The following is a 21,519-nucleotide window of genomic DNA, read 5'->3' as shown; positions in this document are numbered from 1 at the left end:
TTTCCTCTCACACCGGGGGCTTCTCATGCGAAAAGAAAAACAGCGTCCTGGGGACGCTGCTCTACTTTAATCTCTAATTATTCCATCCAATTTGTATGGAAGACTCCTTCTTTGTCTACACGCCGATAGGTGTGTGCACCGAAGTAGTCACGCTGAGCCTGAAGAAGGTTGGCAGGCAATGTTTCTGTGCGGTAGCTGTCATAGTAGGACAGCGCCGCAGAGAAGCACGGAACAGGGATGCCGTTCTGTACAGCAACACTGATGATTTCGCGGGTTGCATCCTGGTAGCTCTCAACAATTTCCTTGAAATAAGGATCAAGAAGCAAATTCTTAAGACCAGGTTCGCGGTCATATGCTTCCTTGATTTTTTGAAGGAATTGTGCCCGGATAATGCAGCCGCCGCGGAAAATCATTGCGATATCGCCGTATTTTAAGTCCCAGCTGTATTCTTCGGATGCCGCTCTCATTTGTGCGAATCCTTGTGCATATGAGCAGATTTTACTCATGTAAAGGGCTTTACGTACGCTTTCAATAAAGGATTTTTTATCGCCTGTGAAATCAGCTGAAGCAGGGCCGCGAAGAACCTTGCTTGCATTGACGCGCTCCTCCTTCATAGCAGAAATAAAGCGTGCAAAAACAGATTCTGTAATGATTGGAAGCGGAACGCCAAGATCGAGAGCGCTTTGGCTCGTCCACTTTCCAGTGCCTTTTTGGCCTGCTGTATCAAGGATGACATCCACAAGCGGCTTGCCTGTTTCATCATCTTTTTTCGTAAAAATATCAGCTGTGATTTCGATTAGGTAGCTGTCGAGCTCTCCTTTATTCCAATCGGCAAATACTTCATGAAGCTCATCTGCACTCAATCCAAGCACATGCTTTAATAGGAAATAGGATTCAGAAATAAGCTGCATATCGCCGTATTCAATACCGTTATGGACCATTTTCACATAGTGTCCGGCACCATCAGGACCAATGTAAGTTGTACATGCTTCGCCATCCACTTTTGCTGCAATGTCTTTAAAAATTGGGGCAACTAGCTCATACGCTTCTTTTTGTCCGCCGGGCATGATAGAAGGGCCCTTTAAGGCACCCTCTTCTCCACCGGATACACCAGTTCCGATAAAATGGATGCCAAGCTCGCTTAACTCCTTATTGCGGCGCTGTGTATCCACAAAGAATGTATTTCCTCCATCGATAAGGATATCACCTTTATCCAAAAGCGGTTTCAACTGCTCAATGGTTGCATCTGTTGGACCTCCTGCTTTGACCATAAGCATGATTTTGCGAGGCTTTTCAAGGGAGTCAACAAACTCCTCAATTGTATATGTACCTTTAAAATTTCTGCCTTCTACTTCTTTAAGCATTTCATCCGTTTTTTCTCGTGAACGGTTATATACAGATACAGTGTATCCTCTGCTTTCAATATTCATGGCAAGGTTTTTGCCCATGACTGCTAAACCGATAACACCAAACTGCGATTTCGTCATATTCGATTACTTCCCTTCTAACCTTTATACTGCGTAATGTGTTTGTCCAAAAAGGAAAACAAAGAGACCGCTATTTTCACGATCCTTTAGAATATCCCCAAAAAAGAATCCACTATACTTTAGCAAGATTCCTGCCCTTATTCAACTTTCCTGTCTTAGTTTTGCATATTATCGCCTGAATAAATCATGATTTATCATCTTTTTCTTCTTCTGTTTTCTTTACTCGATGACTATTTTGCAAAAAGTCTTTATTAAAGCTTGTGTCCGTGCCAATTTTCGGCCCCTGAACGTGCATTCCTGATAGAGTGCCTGCATGGTCGATAATCTTGGAACCGTATTTTTTTCGTAAAAGGTCCATTGTTTGAAAAAGCGGTTCCTTTTTGGCGTCTTTTTCGTAGCTGAATAAATCCAGCTGTTTGACAGCCTGCTGGGGCTCGACAAGGTCTGTCCCTGTTATGCCGAGCAGTCTGACTGCATTTCCGTTCCAATGTTTGATGAATAGTTCTTTTGCCATTTTAAAAATCTCATCATCCTGCTGTATGGGATTTTTAAGCTTCCGGCTTCTGGTAATGGTTTTTCGGTCCTTGTATCTGATTGTAATGCCAAGCGATGTCGCCAAAACCTTCTTCCTCTTCAATCTGGAAGAAACCTGTCCGGCCAATTTTTCAAAAACCTGGAGAAGCTCCCTCTGATTTGAAACGTCCCTTGGCAAAGTGGTCGAATTTCCTACACTTTTAAATTCGGCAGCCGACTCCGGATCGACTTTCCTGCTATCGCTGCCATTCGCTTTTTGCTTTAAGCGAGGCCCATTGATTCCCAGAGCCGCTTTTAATTGCACTTCATCCGCTTTTGCTAATTCACCGATTGTGGTAATTTTTAGATTGCGGAGCTTTTCACCGGTTTTCTTGCCAACCCCGTGCATCTCTTCCACTTCCATCGGCCAAAGAATATGGGGGACATCTCTTTTGCGGAGAACCGTAATCCCCATAGGCTTTTTCATATCGGAGGCCATTTTGGCTAAAAATTTATTAGGTGCAACGCCAATGCTGCAGGGCAAATCAAGCTGCTGAAAAATTTGTTTTTGAATGGTTTCGGCGATTTCCAAAGGGCTTCCGAATTCATAGCTGTCTGTAATGTCCACATAGCCTTCATCAATGGATACCGGCTCTACAAGGGAGGTATACTCACGCAAAATATCAAACATCCCCATAGAAGCGGCACGATATCTGTCAAAGTTCGGCTTTTTTATAATTAGCTCCGGGCAGAGCTTTTTGGCTTCCCACAACGGCATCGTTGTTTTAATGCCAAGGCTCCTTGCCTCATAGCTGCATGTGACAATAATCCCCCGCCGCTCCTCCGGATTGCCCGCGATCGCCAAAGGCTTGCCCTTTAACGATGGATCATAAGCCATTTCAACCGAGGCATAAAAACTATTCATATCAACATGGAGGATAACTCTCCCGTTTTTTGGATACATATGTTTCATGCCGGCACTTCCCTGTCCCTTATTCTTATTCTATTTTAACAGAATAACAGTGTTCCGATCACGTACCGGCTTCTTCAGAAAAAGTAAAAAACAGAGAACCTGTGATTCCCTGTTTCCATCTCAGTATTATGCTGTTGTTTGCTGTGTTTTCATATAATCCTTGATCTCCCGTATTCCTTCAAGGGATTCAACCAGTTTGAGCGGGTCAATCAACGTAATTAGCCGGGAGTCCAGATTGGCCACACCAGTAAAATAATTGGTTTTCTGATAGGCGATCAAGCCTGGCTGTTTCAGGTTATCTGCAGGTATATCAAGAATCTCCTTCGCTTCATTAACAAGGACAGCGAATGAAAGCTCTTCAGTTTGCAGCACAATCATTCTGGACGTCTCGGTTTCCTGAAGTGCTCGGCTATAAAGAATGCTTTCATAATCAACAACAGGAATAAGCTCTCCTCTTACTTCAGCAATTCCATTCACATAATGCGGCAAATGCGGAATCGGTGTGATTCCTTCCATTTTTTCAATTGATATAACAAAAGGAATTGGAATGGCATATTCCTCTTTCCCTACCCGGAACACGGCAACTTTATTAATAGCAGTCATTCCATAGCCTCCTAGCAACACTTATGTATATAACTAATATACCATAGCCATAATTTTCTAACTAGTCCAGATGAACCATAACTGAGATTATATACAAACTCGCCTGCTGATTTCCGCTCTACTTAAGGGTACTAAAGTCAATATAATACTTTAAACAAAGCCGGGATTATAAAAACAAAAAAGAGAACCGCACAATGGGTTCTCTATTCCTAAGGTTCTTTTCTTATAGATTGTTGTTTTTGGACTATAAAGCTAGCCCGTTGATTTCCGCTCCAGTCACGCAGCGAACGCGGGGAGGAACAGAGCTCCTCGGCGTTTCACGCCTGCGGGGTCTCCCGCTCCCTCTCTTCCCGCAGGACATTGAATAAGCTTCCTCGAATAAGCACCTCGTCGTAAGAAAATGCGAATGCATTTTCGAGGATGAAGTGCCTTCCACTCCAATCAACTCAGTAAAATTAAAATAGTTTGTAAGCAACAAATTTTGCGAAAACCGCCATTCCTATAAATTAGGCTGATGCTTCTTCGATAATAGCAATTACCATTTCTGCCAGTTTATTCAGTTCTTCAATTGGCATGCGCTCATTTGTTGTATGAATTTCTTCGTACCCAACAGCAAGGTTGACTGTCGGAATGCCAAAGCCTGCAATAACGTTGGCATCACTTCCGCCCCCGCTATGAAGAAGCTCTGAACTGCGGCCAATTTTGGCAGCTGCTCTACGTGCTAATTCTACTACATGATCGCCTTCGCCAAATTTAAAGCCCGGGTACATAACCTGTACATCCACTTCTGCCCTGCCGCCCATTTCTTGGGCAGCGCTTTCGAAAGCTTCTTTCATCTTGGCTACTTGCTGTTCCATTTTTTCGGGGATTAAAGAACGGGCTTCAGCAAGAATATCAACGTGGTCGCACACGATATTTGTCTGCTGTCCGCCTTCAAAGCGCCCGATATTAGCGGTTGTTTCTTCATCAATGCGTCCTAATGGCATTCTGGAAATGGCCTTGGCCGCCATTGTAATAGCAGAAATGCCTTTTTCAGGAGCAACGCCAGCATGTGCAGTTTTCCCTAGGATAGCAGCCTTCACTTTTGCCTGGGTTGGAGCTGCAACAATGATGTTTCCGACTTTTCCGTCACTGTCTAGCGCATAGCCGTATTTAGCCTTTACAAGGGATGGATCAAGGGCCTTGGCACCGACCAAACCGGATTCTTCACCAACAGTGATAATGAATTGAATCGTACCATGAGTGATGTTCTGCTCTTTTAAAACTTTAACAATTTCAAGCATAACAGCAAGGCCTGCCTTGTCGTCTGCTCCCAAAATCGTTGTTCCGTCTGTTACGACATAGCCATCCTTAATGGAAGGCTTTATGCCCTTTCCGGGAACTACCGTATCCATGTGAGACGTAAAATAAATGGTATCCACGCCTTCTTTCGTTCCCTGAAGGGTACAAATTAAGTTGCCTGCTCCATGGCCAGTTTGGGCAGTTGTATCATCTTCGTAAACCTCAACACCAATATCCCTGAATTTTTTCTTAAGAACTTTCGCAATTTGAGCTTCATGCTTTGTTTCCGAGTCAATTTGCACGAGTTCCAGAAATTCGTTCAACAAACGTTCCTCATTAATCATTTATGTACAAACCTCCAAATTAAATGCTTACTAGGCAAGTATAACTCCAATATTTAAGCACAGCAAATCCGAATTTCCTTACAACGGAATATTTCCATGCTTTTTATGCGGTCTGGTTTCTTTTTTATTGCGGAGCATTTCAAGTGCCTGAATGAGCTTTATTCTAGTTTCACGCGGGTCTATGACATCATCAACCATGCCTCTGCTTGCAGCAACATACGGGTTGGCAAACTTTTCCCTATACTCCTCAATTTTTTGCTCCCTAGTTGCTTCCGGATTTCACTGTTTTGAATTTCCCTTGCAAAAATGATATTGGCTGCACCCTGAGGACCCATTACAGCAACTTCAGCGTTCGGCCACGCATACACAAGATCTGCACCAATGGATTTACTGTTCAATGCAACATATGCCCCTCCAAAGGCCTTTCTTAAAATGACAGTTAGCTTAGGTACAGTTGCTTCAGAATAGGCATATAGAATCTTTGCCCCGTGGCGGATAATACCGCCATGCTCTTGCTTAACGCCTGGGAAAAAGCCTGTAACGTCTTCGAAGGTTATTAGTGGAATATTAAAGGAATCACAGAACCTGATAAAGCGTGATGCCTTATCAGAAGAATCAATATCAAGTCCCCCTGCCATGACCTTTGGCTGATTGCAGACAAGCCCAACCGTTTCCCCTTTGATTCTGGCTAAACCTACTACAATATTTTTAGCAAAATCCTTCTGAACCTCCATAAACGTATTTGCATCGACAACCTGTTCAATAACCTTTCTGACATCATAAGGACGCAAGGCGTCAAAAGGGATAACATCCGTCAAATCCGGACGATAATCTTCATCCTCGTCTCTTTCTGCAATTGGCGGCTTTTCCTCATTGTTTTGCGGCAAGTAGCTTAAAAGCCTGCGTACCTGCTCAATAACTTCTTCTTCGGACTCCCCTCTAAAGTGTGCGTTTCCGCTGATCGAGTTATGCACCTTGGCACCGCCGAGGTCTTCCGGTGAAATTTTCTCCCCGGTAACCGTTTCAATAACCTTTGGGCCAGTGATAAACATTTGGCTTGTTTTTTCGACCATGAACACGAAATCAGTGATAGCCGGTGAGTAGACAGCCCCCCCTGCACAAGGCCCCATGATTACAGAAATCTGGGGTATAACCCCTGAATAAATAGAATTCCGATAAAAGATATGGCCGTACCCATCAAGTGAAACAACGCCCTCCTGGATTCTCGCTCCTCCGGAATCATTCAATCCAACAAATGGAGCACCATTCTCCGCTGCTAAATCCATAACATTCGCAATTTTCTTTGCGTGCATTTCTCCCAGTGCCCCTCCGAAAACAGTAAAATCCTGAGAGAATAAGAAGATTGGCCTTCCGTTTACTTTTCCATAGCCAGTTACAACACCATCCCCGGGACCTTTCTGATTCTCCAGTCCAAAATCGGTGCTGCGGTGTTCAATAAATGGATTCAGCTCAACAAAAGATCCCGGATCTACTAATAGGTCAATCCGTTCACGGGCAGTAAGCTTCCCTTTTTCATGCTGCTTTTGTATACGTTCATCTCCTCCGCCCAATTCAACTTCCCTGCGGCGATCGTATAATTCATTAATTTTTTCATAGATGTCTGCCATGCTTTATTCCATTCCTTTCTTTTCACAAAATTCATATAGTATGCCACCCGTTGACTTCGGATGCATAAAGGCTACTTGTGCACCTCCCGCTCCAGGCTTCGGGGCATCCTGCAGCATTCGGATCCCCTTCTCCTTCATTTCATTGATGCGCTCCTGGATGCTGTCGACTCCTAATGCCACATGATGCAGGCCTTCCCCTCGCTTTTCAATAAATTTGGCGATTGGACTTTCTGGGCTGGTTGGCTCCAATAATTCCAATTTGGTTTCACCTGCTTTTATGAAAGCAACCTTTACTCCCTGGCTTTCAACTTCCTCAAGCCCAAGGAATGGCAGCTGAAGAGTCTCCGTATAAAATGGAAGCGCTTCATCTAAAGATCTAACAGCTATCCCTATATGGTCCACCTTTTTGATCACTTACTTCTCCTCCTATGAATGTCGAAAGATTGTATAATCTTATTCCCTAATAAACGGGCACTTTTAAGGTCTATTATCTAATTATTCGTTAAAAATGTCGAAAATCCTTTTAAAAATTGAGCGGTTGTTCAATTTGAAGATTCTTAGTAAAATAATATTAAGAATTTGGGCGAGGAGGCATAGAATGTCTAACAAGAAATTAATGAAAGTCGTTGTATATTTAATGATATTTGCCATGCTTGCATCAACCCTCATTATGGGCATGGCGATGTTTTTTTAAAGATAGGATATTTCCGGAATATGATTTCGAGCGGGAAGTGCAAGCTTTCCGCTTCTTTACCGTTTTCACAGGCTGTTTTCGCAAACTTTGTTCCTTTTTAAACAAGTATTTTGGAGAGGTTGATTTCCGCTCCAGGATGCTCAGCGAACCGCGGGGCGGACGGTGAGCATCCCGCTGGACTTTGAATAAGCACCCTGAATCATCACCGCACGAAGGAAATGCGAATTATTTTCGCGGGATTAGCACCGTACGCTCCAATCAACCAACCTAACCACAAAAAAACTGCACCAATGTAGTGCAGCCCTTTATTGTCACTTAAAATATCCTTTATTGATTGCCCTGTAATCCCTGCCAAGTTCCTCGAAGCTTTTGTCTGAAGTAACAACTAAGATCTTTGTTCCAATCGGCACATATTCGTAAAGCGATTCGACTGCCTCATTCTGCATTCTGATACATCCTTGGGAAACGTATTTCCCAATAGAGGATGGGTTATTGGTTCCATGAATGCCGTAAATCCTTCCATCTGTATCCGCTGCGTCAAAACCGATCCATCTTGTTCCCAGAGGGTTATTCGGGTCGCCGCCTTTTATATCCATCCTCCGGTAATAAGGATTGGCAGCTTTTACTGTTACTGTAAAAAAACCTTCAGGCGTGAGGTCCTCCGTCTTTCCAGTTGCCGCTGTGATAACTGTTTGAACTTTATTGTCCTGAATAAATGCTACTTCATTCGTTTTTTTATTTACAATTAAAAAAGGATCTCCCGGCAGCGGGTTTGGCCCTAGCGGCCAGATCGGGGAAAAAGAAAAAAGCATAATCGCTGCAGCAGCTAGCTTAAGCATGCAAAATCACGCTCCCGTTCATTTCCCTTAGTTTGCTTCAGCAGGCTGGCTTTGATTCATCTCCCTGTCTTTTAACCCTTTAAATGAACTCTTAATAATCAAATATTGTTCCATCTCTTTTACAAAATGAAGAAGGGCGGCACGAGCTTCAAATTCCTCCCGCGTTTTTGGCAGCTCCATTTCTTCAAAAGAAACTCTCATTCGATACAGCTTTTCGAGGAATTGAATGGCCGTGTTCCCCGGATGGATATGTTCTGATAATTCTTCGATAAAGTCAGCAATCATCTCCCCCTGTTCTACCGTAAGTGAAATGGAAGTAACACTCGGGAGGACCCGTTCGATAATTTCAAATTGTTTTTCCCGCATTTTAAAGTAGTTGTAGTATAAATCGTCATTTCTTAGGAAATGGTTTTCTACATCCCTAAAAGCCAGCGTTTTTGCCTCATTAATCAATTCCATGGTCTCAGTAATTTCTTTACCGTCCCATGCGCTTTCATTGGTGCGCAAATAAATGACAATTTCATCAAAGATGATCTTAAAATTTTCTTCTATTTGCAGACGATATTCCTTTAATTTAGTTTCAAGGCTGGGCATATAGAGGTTTGCGATTAGCGCCACACCAATTCCGACAATAATAATGCCCAATTCATTCAGAAGGAGTTCCCTCGTCACTTCCCCTGCAGAATAAATATGGAGGATGATGACTGAGCTTGTGACAATGCCATCACTAACCTTCACCATTACAGCAGTGGGAATAAAAAACAGAAGCAGCAGTCCGATCACCAGGGGATGATAGGCGGCTCCTTCAAAAAACAGAGAAGAGAACACCATTGCCATTAAACAGGCAAAAAAACGATCCCAGGAAGCACGCAGTGATTTTTTCTTTGTTACTTTTATACAAAGGATCGTTAAAATGCCTGCTGAAACGAAGTTATCCAACTGCAGCATTTGTGCAATCATAATGCTTATGGAGGTACCCAACGCAGTTTTAATCGTTCTATAGCCTATTTTGTACTTCATATTGTCAAGCTCCTATATTAATCTGCCTATTTAAAATTGGGAATACAAGGCGAATATTTTAAACTAAGTTTTTACCATTTAAATAACAAGAGAAGATGATCCTATAGACCATCTTCTCCCATAAGCATATATCGTTTATAGCATCTTTTGCAAGAAATCTCTTGCACGGTCACTAGCAGGATTAGAAAAGAACTCTTTTGGCGAAGAATCCTCTACAAGGACACCGCCGTCCAGGAAGAGTACCCGGTCGGCTACCTCGCGTGCAAAGCCCATTTCATGGGTAACAATAGCCATCGTCATTCCAGTATGGGCTAATGCTTTCATGACCTCCAGCACTTCTTTCACCATTTCAGGATCAAGTGCTGATGTCGGTTCGTCAAAAAGCATCACATCCGGCTGCATAGCTAGAGCTCTAGCAATAGCTACCCTTTGCTTCTGGCCGCCGGATAATCGGTTGGGATACTCATGTGCTTTAGCAGACAAACCAACCTTTTCCAAAAGTTGAAGCCCAATTTTCTCTGCTTCCTGCTTGGAAATTCCTTTTACTTTTACAGGAGCATAAGTAAGATTCTGCAGGACTGTTTTATGAGGAAATAGGTGAAAGTGCTGGAAAACCATTCCGACATTCTGGCGTACCTTCATAATATTTGTACTTTTATCTGTAATGTCCTGTCCATTGATCAGGATCCGGCCATCTGTTGGGGCTTCCAGCAGATTGATGCAGCGGAGAAAGGTTGACTTACCTGATCCAGAGGGACCGATAATGGCCACGACTTCACCGTCCTTAATGCTTGTAGATATTCCTTTAAGCACTTCCAGTTTACCGAAACTCTTATGCAAATTATCCACTTTAATCACTGCGTCTCATTCTCCTTTCAATCCCTTTGCCAAGCAGAGTCAGGATCATGACCATAATATAATAGATCAAACCGGCAATCAGAATCGGTTCAAAGTAAGAAAATTTCTCTCCACCAACAATATAAGCACGGCGCATGACATCAGTAACCCCGATAACCGTAACGATTGCCGATTCCTTTGTAAGGGTAATAAACTCGTTCATCAAAGCAGGCAGAATGTTTTTCATCGCCTGCGGAAGGATGATATCCATCATTGCCGGCCTATATGGAACACCCAAAGCCATCGCCGCTTCCGTTTGACCTTTATCAACGGCCAGGATACCTGCACGGATAATCTCAGAAATATAGGCAGCCGAGTTTAGTCCAAAAGAAAGAACAGCCGCTGTCGAAGGATCTATTTTATAGCCAATCAACTGTGGAGATCCGTAGTAAATCAGCATCAGCTGGAGTACAAGTGGTGTTCCTCTGAAAACGGACGTATATGCATCTGCAATCCATCCAAGAAATCTAAATCTGCTAATCTTAAAAAATGATAATATGATACCCAATACAAATCCCAATATAGCTGCAAGGGAAACAATTTGGAGTGTTACCCCAATTCCCTTAAGTATATAAGGAAGGGAGGGAATGAACTGCTGAAAATCCAGATTCACTTTCTTTTCATCCTCTCTATTAGTAAATTAATACTTTTAGCTTCAGGTAAGAATAAAGCGTCCAAAGGAAGAATGCCCCGGACGCCAATTCCCACAAGTTATTTATTATCAAACCATTTAACGATAAGCTCTTCCAATTCACCATTTTCTTTCATCTTAACAAGTTCTGCATTAAACTCCTCAGTTAGGTCGCTGCCTTTAGGGAAAGCAATGGCAGAGCCAGCTTCCTGCTCATCTTCTTCGATCGTAAAGCCTGAAAGATCTTCATTTTTTTCAAAATATCCTTTTGCAACTGTGTCTTCAATGATAGCAGCATCAAAACGTCCTGCCAGAATTTCCTGAATCAATTCTGGGATACGATTGCGGTTTTCAACACTCAAGTCAACTGTCTCAGCAATTTCTTCTGCTTTATCAGCTTGAATGGAAGCAAGCTGAACTCCCACTGTTTTACCATTCAAATCTTCAAGTGACTCAATGCCGCTTCCCTTTTCAGATACAATCATATGGCTTGCTGTATAATACACATCACTGAAATCAACGTTCTGTTTGCGCTCATCAGTTGGAGTCATGCCAGCCAGCACAAAATCTACCTGGCTCGTTTCCAATGCAGGAATCAATCCATTAAAGTCCATATCCTTTACTTGAATTTCATATCCAAGCTTTTCGGCAATAGCCTTAGCCAAGTCCACATCAAACCCAATAATTTCTTCGCCTTTTGCAGAATCTACGTATTCAAATGGCGGATAATCTGCTGAAGTACCCATTGTTAAAACCTTTTTATCCGATCCTTTATCGCCTGATCCGTTAGCTGAATCCTTTTCACTTGTACCGCATGCTGCCAATAAACCGACTAAAAGCATGCTGATGGCTATCATGGTGAATTTTTTCATTTTGTTTTCCCCCTGTATAATCTGAATAATATCTATAAAATAATTAATAAATATTCACTAAAATGAATTTTAACACATTTTTATATTTATGCAACATCATTTTTAAATATCAAATTAAAGTTCAACTATTCAGAAAAATTAACCGTAAAAAAAAGCCCCAAATCGGGGCTTTTTCAGTATTAAAGCTCTTTGCAGAATTTCTCGTAGGCATCCTGCAGCTTTTGAACAACAGCCATTGGTTCATGGCCTTCAATATCATGGCGCTCAATCATAGTGCATAATTCACCATCTTTAAGCAGCGCAAAAGAAGGTGATGAAGGCGGATAACCAGTAAAATAAGATCTCGCTTTTTCCGTCGCATCCTTATCTTGTCCGGCAAACACAGTTACCAGATGGTCAGGGCGCTTATCATAATGCAAGGAATGGGCCGCTGCCGGACGGGCAATTCCGCCTGCACATCCGCACACAGAGTTGACCATTACAAGTGTAGTCCCTTTTTTGTTAAGGGCCTCATCAACTTCTTCCGGTGTAGTTAATTCCGTATAGCCCGCATGCACGATTTCCTGGCGCGCCTGCTTAACGACATCATTCATAAATAAATTAAAATCCATATTCATATTTAATCTCTCCTCTGCTGAGTAAGTAATGTTAGTGACTATATACATAATACCAATACAGGAACAAAATTTACAATCACGACAATTTTTCACAAAAAAAAAGTTTAGGTTCCTGAGAAAGGGGAATGATAAAAGTACAGCTAGATCCATACCCCTAAACTCCCTAGATTCGCCAGTGCCATAAAGGCACTGGCCATTTTTTTGCATTCTTTTTTATGTAAAAGCAGCCCTATCCCAGGGCAGCTCTCTTCATTTACTTTTTAGAATACACATTAAACAATTCTTCAACTGCCGAGGTTACGGTCCGGTTTCCGGCAATTACTTCATTTTCTATTCTAGGCAGGAGAGGTTTGACATCAGGATGATAGAAAAAGCTGAACTGAAGCTGATCCTTGATCATTGAGTGAATCCATTCTTTGGTCTGCAGCCTTCTTCTTTCTTCAAATACGCCTGATTTTTTTGTATTCTCTTCAAACCTGCTGATCATTTCCCATAACTCCCGGATTCCCTGGTTTAAGGTAGATGAACAGGTATAGGCTTTTGTTTGCCAGTCTTTGGTGGCTGGCTGAAGAAAGTGGAGGATTCGGTCATATTCAGCTTTCGTTTTTTCAGCCAACTTCTTATTTTGGCCATCCGCTTTATTGACAATAACTGCATCAGCCAATTCCATTATGCCTTTTTTCATGCCCTGCAATTCATCCCCAGCCCCTGTCAAGGTCAAGAGCATAAAAAAGTCCACCATATCCCTCACAATAACTTCGCTCTGACCGACACCAACCGTTTCGACCAGGATAACATCAAAGCCAGCTGCTTCGCATAGCAGCATGGTTTCCCTTGTTTTCCGATGAACTCCGCCAAGCTTCCCAGCAGACGGCGAAGGTCTTATAAAAGCACGCGGATTTCTTGAAAGCTGCTCCATCCTCGTTTTATCGCCAAGAATGCTCCCGCCGCTCAAGCTGGAACTTGGATCGACAGCGAGGACGGCAACCTTCAAGCCTGAATTACATAAGAAAGTTCCAAAAGACTCAATGAACGTGCTCTTCCCCGCACCAGGCACACCTGTAATGCCAATCCGCAAAGAGTTTCCTGAATGGGGCAGAAGGTTTTGAAGCAGCTCCTGGGCATGGCGAAAGTGATGCTCCGCGTTGCTTTCAATAAGTGTGATGGCACGGGCAAGCAAGCTGCGCTCACCCTTCAGGATGCCTTCTTCTAAAACGTTAAGATCAGGCAAAGATGGAGACTTTTTTTGAAAACGTCCTTTCTTCACAAATTGCTGTGATGAATCTCCATTCTCCACTCCTCTACGTACTATACTTGTAAAATTGTCTGCGTTTTTTTCATCAAACCAATCAGGTTTCTTATCTTCAGGCATTTACTGGGTCACTTCCTCATACCCGAGGCGGCTGTATATTTCTCTGATGACTTTTTGGGCCGCAACAGGAATTACTGTACCTGGGCCAAAAATGGCAGAAGCCCCGTGCTCATATAGGTAATCGTAGTCCTGCGCCGGAATGACTCCGCCAATCACGACCATAATATCATCCCTGCCCAGCTTTTTAAGTTCCTCAATAAGCTGGGGAAGAAGAGTTTTATGGCCGGCTGCCAGCGAACTGATTCCGATGACATGAACATCATTTTCTACAGCCTGCATCGCTGTTTCTTCAGGTGTCTGGAATAGTGGGCCGATATCCACATCAAATCCCAGGTCAGCAAATGCTGTTGAAATAACCTTTGCACCTCTATCATGTCCGTCCTGCCCCATCTTTGCAATTAAAATTCTAGGTCTTCTTCCTTCATTCTCGAGGAAATCGTCGGTCATTTGTTTAACTTCTGCAATTTCTTCTTCATTTGAAAAAGCAGAGCTATATACACCGCTAATAGAACGAATAATTGCTTTATGGCGGTTTGCCACTTTTTCAATTGCTTCCGAGATTTCACCAAGCGTTGCCCTGACTCTTGCTGCTTTTACTGCCAGCTCAAGCAGGTTCCCTTCACCAGTCTCTGCTGCTCTCGTTATGGCGTCTAAAGCTTCTGTTACTTTTCCATTGTCACGGGAAGCTTTAAGATTCGTCAGCTTTTCAATTTGCTTTAAGCGTACAGCAGTATTATCAATGTCCAGAATTTCAATTGGATCTCTTTTTCCAAACGGTATTGGTTAACACCAATGATGGTTTCTTTGCCTGAATCTATTTGCGCCTGCCTTCTGGCTGCCGCTTCTTCTATTCTCATTTTAGGCAAGCCTGTTTCGATTGCTTTAGCCATACCGCCCAGATTTTCAATTTCCTCAATATGCTCCCAAGCACGCTTAATTAATTGGTCTGTTAATGCCTCTACATAATATGAGCCACCCCATGGATCAATTACATTGGTTATTCCCGTTTCTTCCTGAAGATACAGCTGGGTATTCCGTGCAATACGTGCTGAAAAATCAGTCGGCAATGCTATGGCTTCATCCAAAGCATTTGTATGGAGGGATTGCGTGTGTCCCATTGCGGCTGCATGCGCTTCAATAAGGGTTCTTGTTACATTATTAAAAGGGTCCTGCTCGGTTAAACTCCAGCCGGATGTTTGGGAATGTGTCCTGAGAGCCATGGATTTTGTATTTTCCGGCTCAAAGTTTTTCATCATTTTTGCCCATATATAGCGGGCTGCCCTCATTTTTGCCACTTCCATGAAGTAATTCATGCCAATCGCCCAGAAGAACGAAAGCCGTGGTGCGAATGAATCAATATCTATGCCGGCTTTAAGTCCAGTTCTTACGTATTCCAATCCATCTGCCAGGGTGTAGGCAAGTTCGATGTCAGCGGGCGCTCCCGCTTCCTGCATGTGATAGCCCGAAATACTGATGCTATTGAATTTAGGCATGTATTTGGATGTATATTCGAATATATCAGCAATGATTTTCATCGACATTTCCGGCGGGTAAATATAGGTGTTGCGCACCATATACTCTTTTAAAATATCATTTTGAATCGTCCCTGAAAGCTTTTCCTGACTGACTCCCTGTTCTTCCGCTGTGACAATATAGAATGCCATAACTGGCAGCACCGCTCCATTCATTGTCATGGATACAGACATCTGGTCCAAAGGAATTCCATCAAAAAGTGTTTTCATATCAAGTATGGAATCAATCGCTACTCCTGCTTTCCCAACATCCCCTACTACTCTTGGATGATCAGAATCATAGCCTCTATGCGTAGCTAAGTCGAAAGCAACAGATAAGCCCTTTTGCCCCATCGCAAGATTTCGGCGGTAAAAAGCATTACTTTCTTCAGCTGTCGAAAATCCGGCATACTGTCGGACTGTCCACGGCCTGTTCACATACATAGTTGAGTATGGTCCCCTGGTATAGGGAGGCAGTCCTGGCTTATCATTTAGATGCTGTAAACCTTTAAGATCTTCTTCTGTATATAATGGCTTAATCTTAATTTGCTCATTTGTTTCAAAAAGAAGATTATCAATAGATTGACTGATTTCTTCCTCTGCTTTCTTTTTCCAGTGCTCTTTATTTGCTTGTCTCTTATCAGAAATATTTATGCTTTTAAAGTCAGGTTTATTGGCCACTGCTAGCCACCCCCATTTCGTTAAGCAGACTCAACAGAGTTTTATAGCAATTGCTTTTTACATGGACAAATCCTTTAACTCCCACTGCAGTATACTCCGGCTGTTTGCTTTCTTCTGGAAGACCTGCTAAGAAAAGCTCTGCATCCGGAAAGGCTTCTTTAACCTGTTTAATAATAGGCAAAGCTATGCTGTCATACTGCTCATTTGATCCGCAAATAAAATAGTGCCTGCAGTTTGATTCTCTTATAAAGGCTGCTGCTGTTTCAGAATCCTCCACTGATTTACTTTTGACAACCCTTATTGCCCCCGGTGCCAAAAAGCCTGCAATAAAATCGGCCCGTGCTTTATGGTCCTTGAGCGCTCCAAGGCATATAAGCCCTGCTTCCGGATTAATGCCTTTACTGCTTAAATTTTCAGAAGCCCTGCGCAAGCCTTCATATGATTCGGAAAGGCGAATTTGTGGAATCGTCTGGATACTGCCGTTCTCATGTTGGACAGTTTTAATTTTTACCTGAAGCGGCTTGTCATCCAAATTGGCATAAATATTTGTACCGATCATACTTTGTTTCCTCGTTTCAATATCTTGTTTCCGCTTCTCAAGGACTTGCTTAATCTGTTCCTGAACCCACCCTGACTTCAAGGCTTCAGCCATACCATTACGCTTTTCAATCTCAAGGAAAAGAGCCCAGGCTTTTTCAGTGAGTTCGTTTGTCAGGTGCTCAACATACCAGGAACCCCCTGCCGGGTCCGAAACCTTAAGCAAATGGGCTTCCTCCCTTAATATCAGCTGCGTATTACGGGCAATCCGGTCACCTAGAGGAGAATCAGATGTTTCCGGTTCATTATACGGACTCACATGAAGATATTGGACGCCGCCTAAAACTGCTGCAAACGCTTCATTTCCTGCTCTGAGCATATTCACATAAGGGTCATAGGCTGACTTTGAAAAAATTGAAGTTTCAGCAGAAATCACTATTTTCTTGCTATCCTCTGAAGCACCATATGCTTCTGCCACTTTACTCCATAGAACCCTTGCGGAGCGCAGCTTGGCTATTTCCATAAAGAAGTTAGAGCCAATGGAAAATTTAAATACCATTTTGGATAAAATGTCCTCGAGGTTTTGCCCTTTATCAAGAAAATACTGCAGGTGATTCACGCCGGAAGCAACTGCAAAAGCAAGCTCTTGGACTGCGTTCGCTCCGCCATTATGATAGACCGCAGAATCAGCCATGATCGTTTTAAGCTTTGGCATTTTTTCTGCTGCCAAGCTGATTGCATCAATCCATTGATCATAAGCTTCATCGATTGAGCGATCGTTCAATTTTGCTGCAGCGGCAGCAGCCAGTGGATCGCTGGCAATATAACCTGAAATTTTTTCACTGTCTTCCAATTTCGCAAGTTCCCCGATCAGCTGCTGATTATAATTAACCTCGACGCAGAAAGGATGTTTTTTATAGAGGTCTCCAACTGCCTTTCTTATCTCCTTAAGATCTTCCAGTTGATCCGGCTGGAAAGCAAGAGCAGTCTGCCCTTTTTCTGTGGCTTCAAGAAGCTTTTCTGATAACTCCTCGGTAGTTAAGGCACTGATTTTTTGTGCGACTTTCCATTCTTCTGACAGGTATCCTCCGGTATTTGGTCCCCTTCTGAAATCAGCTTGACCTGGATACTGTGATAAAGCATATGTCTCCACATCTTCTTTTGAATAAAGCGGTTTCAATTTAATGTTTTCATATGTATTACTGGACAATGATTCAACGGACTTTCCTTTAAGCGTTTTTTCCGCATTTTGTTTCCAGTCTTCCATATTCTGTTCCGGAAATCTTGCTTCCATCATAATTTTTAATGACATAATAGGCTGCCAGGTAACTGACAGCATTCCCTCCCCTCATTAATGAATAAGGCTGTCACGGAACTGCCGCTTATTAAAGTGCATGAACCGTACTATTTAATTATAATAAAATTCAAAATTCTTTATATAACCATTTTAGTATACATATAGGAAACAAGCAATGAACATCAAGCCTTTTAGGACTTTCTGTCTCCGCTAACAAATAAACCGCCGCCCTGGTTTGGGCAGCGGTTTATTTTCACATTAATAGACTGATGTATTTTCCTTTGACGTGTTCTCAAGAATTTCTTTAACACGCTGCAGGAAGCGGCCGCAAACAAGGCCGTCCAATACACGGTGGTCAAGCGACATGCAAAGGTTAACCATATCACGAACGGCAATCATACCGTTATTCATAACTACAGGACGCTTAACAATTGATTCCACCTGCAAAATTGCAGCTTGAGGGTAGTTGATAATACCCATGGATTGGACAGAACCAAATGAACCTGTGTTATTGACTGTGAAAGTGCCGCCCTGCATTTCAGCAGAAGTAAGCTTTCCAGTTCTAACCTTCACTGCCAAATCATTAATTTCACGTGCAATGCCTTTAATTGTTTTTTCATCTGCCGCTTTGATGACAGGAACGAATAATGCATTATCAGTAGCAACAGCAATGGAGATATTAATATCTTTCTTCTGAATAATCTTGTCTCCAGCCCACATGGAATTAATCTGCGGGAATTCCTTAAGAGCCTGTGCAACAGCTTTTACGAAGAAAGAAAAGAATGTAAGGTTAAAACCTTCTTTTTGCTTAAATTCTCCCTTAATGCTATTACGGTACTCAACAAGATTCGTTACGTCCACTTCCATCATTGTCCAGGCATGTGGCGCTTCATGCTTGCTTCGAAGCATATTTGCAGCTATAGCCTTTCGGACTCCTGTGACAGGGATCTCAACATCACCAGGCAATACAGGAACATTAGGAGCAGGTGCTGCCTGTTTGGCTGATGCTGCCGGTTGAGAAGGTGCAGATGGTGCTGCTGGCTCTTCTGTCTTTTCCGGTGCAGCCGTTGCAGCATTGGCAGTTGGGATGTTGCCTGACTCAATGATTTTCATGAGGTCTTTACGGGTAATTCGTCCGCCGCCGCCTGTACCTGTTACCTGATTCAAATCAATGCCATGTTCTTGTGAAAGTTTTAATACGGCCGGAGAATATCGAGCTCCCTTTGGACTTTCTGCCTTGGCAGGTGCCTTTGGAGCAGAAGCCGCTTCATTTCCGCCTGATTGTGCAGGTGCAGCCTTTTCTTCCGCTTTTGGCTCGGATGCTGCTGGCGCTCCTTCGCCGCCTTCAGTTTCAATCGTCAAAATCACCTGTCCAACTTCATATGTCTCACCCTCTTCGGCAACCAATTCTTTGATCACACCTGTGAAAGAAGATGGTACCTCCGCATTTACTTTATCTGTCATTACTTCTGCAAGAGGATCATATTTATTTACTTTATCACCAACGGAAACCAGCCATTTGCTGATCGTACCTTCTGTTACACTCTCCCCTAGCTGGGGCATTTTAATTTGCTCGATAGCCAATGGGTATACCTCCTTCTAGCTCCCCGCTTATTGCGGGATATCAGACAGTTGAGCTTTTCTAGTAAAACGCTCAACCTCTCTGTTTTCTCCATTTATAATTAGTTGAACAGCCAGTTCGATTAAAATTCCGCTAATTCACGCATTGCTTTTTCTACTTTATCCGGATTTACCATGAAGTATTTCTCCATTGTCGGTGCGTATGGCATCGCAGGAATATCCGGGCCTGCAAGGCGTTTGATTGGTGCATCTAGTTCAAACAGGCAATTTTCCGCGATGGTTGCAGAAACCTCGCCCATGATGCTTCCTTCCTTGTTGTCCTCAGTTAGAAGCAGTACTTTTCCAGTTTTTGAAGCAGCTTCAATGATTGCTTCCTTATCAAGCGGATATACTGTTCTTAAGTCCAGGATGTGTGCTGAGATGCCGTCTTTGGCAAGCCTTTCAGCAGCCTGAAGGGCAAAGTGGACACATAGGCCATAAGTGATAACCGTGATATCTTCTCCTTCACGCTTAACATCTGCTTTACCAATCGGAAGAACATAATCATCTTCAGGAACTTCCCCTTTAATAAGACGGTATGCTCGTTTATGTTCAAAGAACAAAACAGGGTCTTCATCGCGGATAGCAGCTTTTAAAAGCCCTTTAACATCATACGGAGTAGATGGCATGACAATTTTCAATCCAGGCTGATTCGCAAATACTGCCTCTACAGACTGGGAGTGATAAAGAGCCCCATGAACACCTCCGCCATATGGTGCACGAATAACCATTGGACAGTTCCAGTCATTATTTGAACGGTATCGAATTCTTGCTGCTTCCGAAATAATTTGGTTCACAGCCGGCATGATAAAGTCGGCAAACTGCATTTCTGCAATCGGGCGCATTCCATACATTGCAGCACCGATTCCTACCCCGGCAATGGCAGATTCAGCAAGCGGTGTATCTATTACACGGTCTTCACCGAACTTGTCATATAAGCCTTGGGTGGCTTTAAATACTCCGCCCTTTTTACCTACGTCTTCACCTAATACAAAAACCTTTGGATCTCTTTCCATTTCCTCGCGGATTGCCATTGTTACCGCATCGATATAAGAAATTACTGCCATATTCTCTCCCCCTTACTGTTCAGCATAGACATGTTTCAATGCATATTCCGGCTCTGCATATGGAGCATTTTCGGCATAATCAGTTGCTTCGTTCACCTGTTTCATTACACGGTCATTAATTTCTTTTTCCAACGCATCATCCATTACTCCAGCTTCTTTCAAATAAGCGCCAAAAGTAATGATAGGATCTTTGGTTTTCGCTTCTGCGACTTCATCGGGAGCACGGTAGCTGCGGTCATCATCATCAGAAGAATGCGGAGTCAGACGGTATGAAATTGTTTCAATTAAAGTAGGACCTTCGCCGCGCCGGCCTCTATTTGCTGCTTCTTTAACTGCTTTATATACTTCAAGCGGATTATTTCCATCTACCGTAAACCCAGGCATCCCATAGCCAATAGCTCTATCTGAAACATTTTCGCAGGCAAGCTGTTTCTCAATTGGAACCGAGATTGCATACTTATTATTTTCACACATAAAGATTACAGGAAGTTTATGGACACCAGCAAAATTGGCTCCTTCATGGAAATCTCCCTGATTTGAAGAACCTTCGCCGAAAGTGACAAACGTTACAAGGTCTTTGCCTTCCAGCTTTCCGCCAAGTGCAACACCAACAGCATGCGGTACTTGAGTTGTAACCGGTGAAGACCCTGTTACGATGTTGTTTTTCTTTTGGCCAAAGTGTCCTGGCATCTGGCGTCCGCCGGAGTTTGGATCTTCCGCTTTTGCAAAGCCTGAAAGCATTAATTCTTGAGCAGTCATGCCGAATGTCAGAACTACACCCATATCACGATAATACGGAAGTACATAATCTTTTTCCTTATCAAGAGCAAATGCAGCACCTACTTGTGCAGCTTCCTGTCCCTGGCATGAGATAACAAACGGGATTTTTCCAGCACGGTTTAAAAGCCACATACGCTCATCAATGCGGCGAGCCAATAGCATCGTCTCATACATTTCAAGAACCTTTTCATCACTTAAACCTAATTCTTTATGACGGTTTTCAGCCATTTTATATAACCTCCTAAACTTATATGT

Annotated in this window: 17 protein-coding genes and 2 pseudogenes; 1 reads left to right on the top strand and 18 read right to left on the bottom strand. The window is 42.9% G+C overall.

The window, feature by feature from the left end:
* Nucleotides 1–77: 77 nt before the first annotated feature.
* The 6 genes and pseudogenes from gndA to mce form a co-directional block, all read right to left on the bottom strand.
* Entirely contained in the window at nucleotides 78–1,487 is a 1,410-nt protein-coding gene (gene gndA / locus AC3ZVC_RS11530; RefSeq protein ID WP_490068552.1) for an NADP-dependent phosphogluconate dehydrogenase, read from the bottom strand.
* A gap of 184 nt (nucleotides 1,488–1,671) precedes the next feature.
* Nucleotides 1,672–2,973, bottom strand: coding sequence for a DNA polymerase IV (locus tag AC3ZVC_RS11525; RefSeq protein ID WP_490068551.1), 1,302 nt, complete (start codon nucleotides 2,971–2,973; stop codon nucleotides 1,672–1,674).
* 126 nt (nucleotides 2,974–3,099) lie between these two features.
* Complete coding sequence (locus AC3ZVC_RS11520; RefSeq protein ID WP_490068550.1) at nucleotides 3,100–3,576, bottom strand: chemotaxis protein CheW; 477 nt, start codon at nucleotides 3,574–3,576, stop codon at nucleotides 3,100–3,102.
* Nucleotides 3,577–4,082: 506 nt separating this feature from the next.
* The gene (locus AC3ZVC_RS11515; protein ID WP_490068549.1) at nucleotides 4,083–5,201 is read right to left on the bottom strand and encodes a tripeptidase T; all 1,119 of its coding nucleotides are present in this window, start codon (nucleotides 5,199–5,201) and stop codon (nucleotides 4,083–4,085) included.
* Nucleotides 5,202–5,279: 78 nt separating this feature from the next.
* Nucleotides 5,280–6,829: pseudogene (locus tag AC3ZVC_RS11510) on the bottom strand (acyl-CoA carboxylase subunit beta).
* Nucleotides 6,830–6,832: 3 nt separating this feature from the next.
* Nucleotides 6,833–7,243: a methylmalonyl-CoA epimerase gene (mce, locus tag AC3ZVC_RS11505; protein ID WP_490068548.1), complete on the bottom strand. Its 411-nt coding sequence runs from the start codon at nucleotides 7,241–7,243 to the stop codon at nucleotides 6,833–6,835.
* 184 nt (nucleotides 7,244–7,427) lie between these two features.
* Between mce and prli42 the strand changes: the two genes are divergently transcribed.
* Complete coding sequence (gene prli42, locus AC3ZVC_RS11500; RefSeq protein ID WP_157452401.1) at nucleotides 7,428–7,523, top strand: stressosome-associated protein Prli42; 96 nt, start codon at nucleotides 7,428–7,430, stop codon at nucleotides 7,521–7,523.
* A 311-nt stretch (nucleotides 7,524–7,834) separates the two neighbouring features.
* Here prli42 and AC3ZVC_RS11495 read toward each other — a convergent pair whose 3' ends face one another.
* The 12 genes and pseudogenes from AC3ZVC_RS11495 to AC3ZVC_RS11440 all read right to left on the bottom strand — a co-directional run bounded on the left by AC3ZVC_RS11495 (nucleotide 7,835) and on the right by AC3ZVC_RS11440 (nucleotide 21,492).
* Nucleotides 7,835–8,362: a L,D-transpeptidase gene (locus AC3ZVC_RS11495; protein ID WP_490068546.1), complete on the bottom strand. Its 528-nt coding sequence runs from the start codon at nucleotides 8,360–8,362 to the stop codon at nucleotides 7,835–7,837.
* Between the two features lie 27 nt (nucleotides 8,363–8,389).
* Nucleotides 8,390–9,382 (bottom strand): aromatic acid exporter family protein, encoded by a 993-nt coding sequence (locus AC3ZVC_RS11490; protein ID WP_490068544.1) that lies wholly within the window; start codon nucleotides 9,380–9,382, stop codon nucleotides 8,390–8,392.
* Between the two features lie 135 nt (nucleotides 9,383–9,517).
* Complete coding sequence (locus AC3ZVC_RS11485; RefSeq protein ID WP_490068543.1) at nucleotides 9,518–10,240, bottom strand: amino acid ABC transporter ATP-binding protein; 723 nt, start codon at nucleotides 10,238–10,240, stop codon at nucleotides 9,518–9,520.
* On the bottom strand, nucleotides 10,233–10,892 hold the full coding sequence (locus AC3ZVC_RS11480) for an amino acid ABC transporter permease (RefSeq protein ID WP_490068542.1): 660 nt from the start codon (nucleotides 10,890–10,892) through the stop codon (nucleotides 10,233–10,235). Before AC3ZVC_RS11480 ends, AC3ZVC_RS11485 begins: the two co-directional genes overlap by 8 nt.
* 98 nt (nucleotides 10,893–10,990) lie before the next feature.
* Nucleotides 10,991–11,782: a transporter substrate-binding domain-containing protein gene (locus AC3ZVC_RS11475; protein ID WP_490068541.1), complete on the bottom strand. Its 792-nt coding sequence runs from the start codon at nucleotides 11,780–11,782 to the stop codon at nucleotides 10,991–10,993.
* 179 nt (nucleotides 11,783–11,961) lie between these two features.
* Nucleotides 11,962–12,399: a BrxA/BrxB family bacilliredoxin gene (locus AC3ZVC_RS11470; protein ID WP_490068540.1), complete on the bottom strand. Its 438-nt coding sequence runs from the start codon at nucleotides 12,397–12,399 to the stop codon at nucleotides 11,962–11,964.
* Between the two features lie 253 nt (nucleotides 12,400–12,652).
* Nucleotides 12,653–13,771 carry a methylmalonyl Co-A mutase-associated GTPase MeaB gene (gene meaB, locus AC3ZVC_RS11465; RefSeq protein WP_490068537.1) on the bottom strand — a complete coding sequence of 373 codons (1,119 nt, stop codon included), beginning with the start codon at nucleotides 13,769–13,771 and terminating at the stop codon, nucleotides 12,653–12,655.
* A pseudogene (gene scpA / locus AC3ZVC_RS11460) lies at nucleotides 13,772–15,963 on the bottom strand (methylmalonyl-CoA mutase).
* A complete protein-coding gene (locus AC3ZVC_RS11455; protein ID WP_490068536.1) occupies nucleotides 15,953–17,839 on the bottom strand; it encodes a methylmalonyl-CoA mutase family protein in 1,887 nt (628 codons plus the stop codon). Before AC3ZVC_RS11455 ends, scpA begins: the two are co-directional and overlap by 11 nt.
* Before the next feature lie 216 nt (nucleotides 17,840–18,055).
* A complete protein-coding gene (locus AC3ZVC_RS11450) occupies nucleotides 18,056–19,381 on the bottom strand; it encodes a dihydrolipoamide acetyltransferase family protein (RefSeq protein WP_490068535.1) in 1,326 nt (441 codons plus the stop codon).
* A 119-nt stretch (nucleotides 19,382–19,500) separates the two neighbouring features.
* The gene (locus AC3ZVC_RS11445; RefSeq protein ID WP_490068534.1) at nucleotides 19,501–20,484 is read right to left on the bottom strand and encodes an alpha-ketoacid dehydrogenase subunit beta; all 984 of its coding nucleotides are present in this window, start codon (nucleotides 20,482–20,484) and stop codon (nucleotides 19,501–19,503) included.
* Nucleotides 20,485–20,496: 12 nt separating this feature from the next.
* On the bottom strand, nucleotides 20,497–21,492 hold the full coding sequence (locus AC3ZVC_RS11440) for a thiamine pyrophosphate-dependent dehydrogenase E1 component subunit alpha (RefSeq protein ID WP_490068533.1): 996 nt from the start codon (nucleotides 21,490–21,492) through the stop codon (nucleotides 20,497–20,499).
* Between the last annotated feature and the right edge of the window lie 27 nt (nucleotides 21,493–21,519).

The organism is Cytobacillus sp. C11.1, from assembly GCF_058145115.1.
Note: the sequence above shows the minus strand (reverse complement) of the source record. Positions and strands in the feature narration are given on the sequence as shown.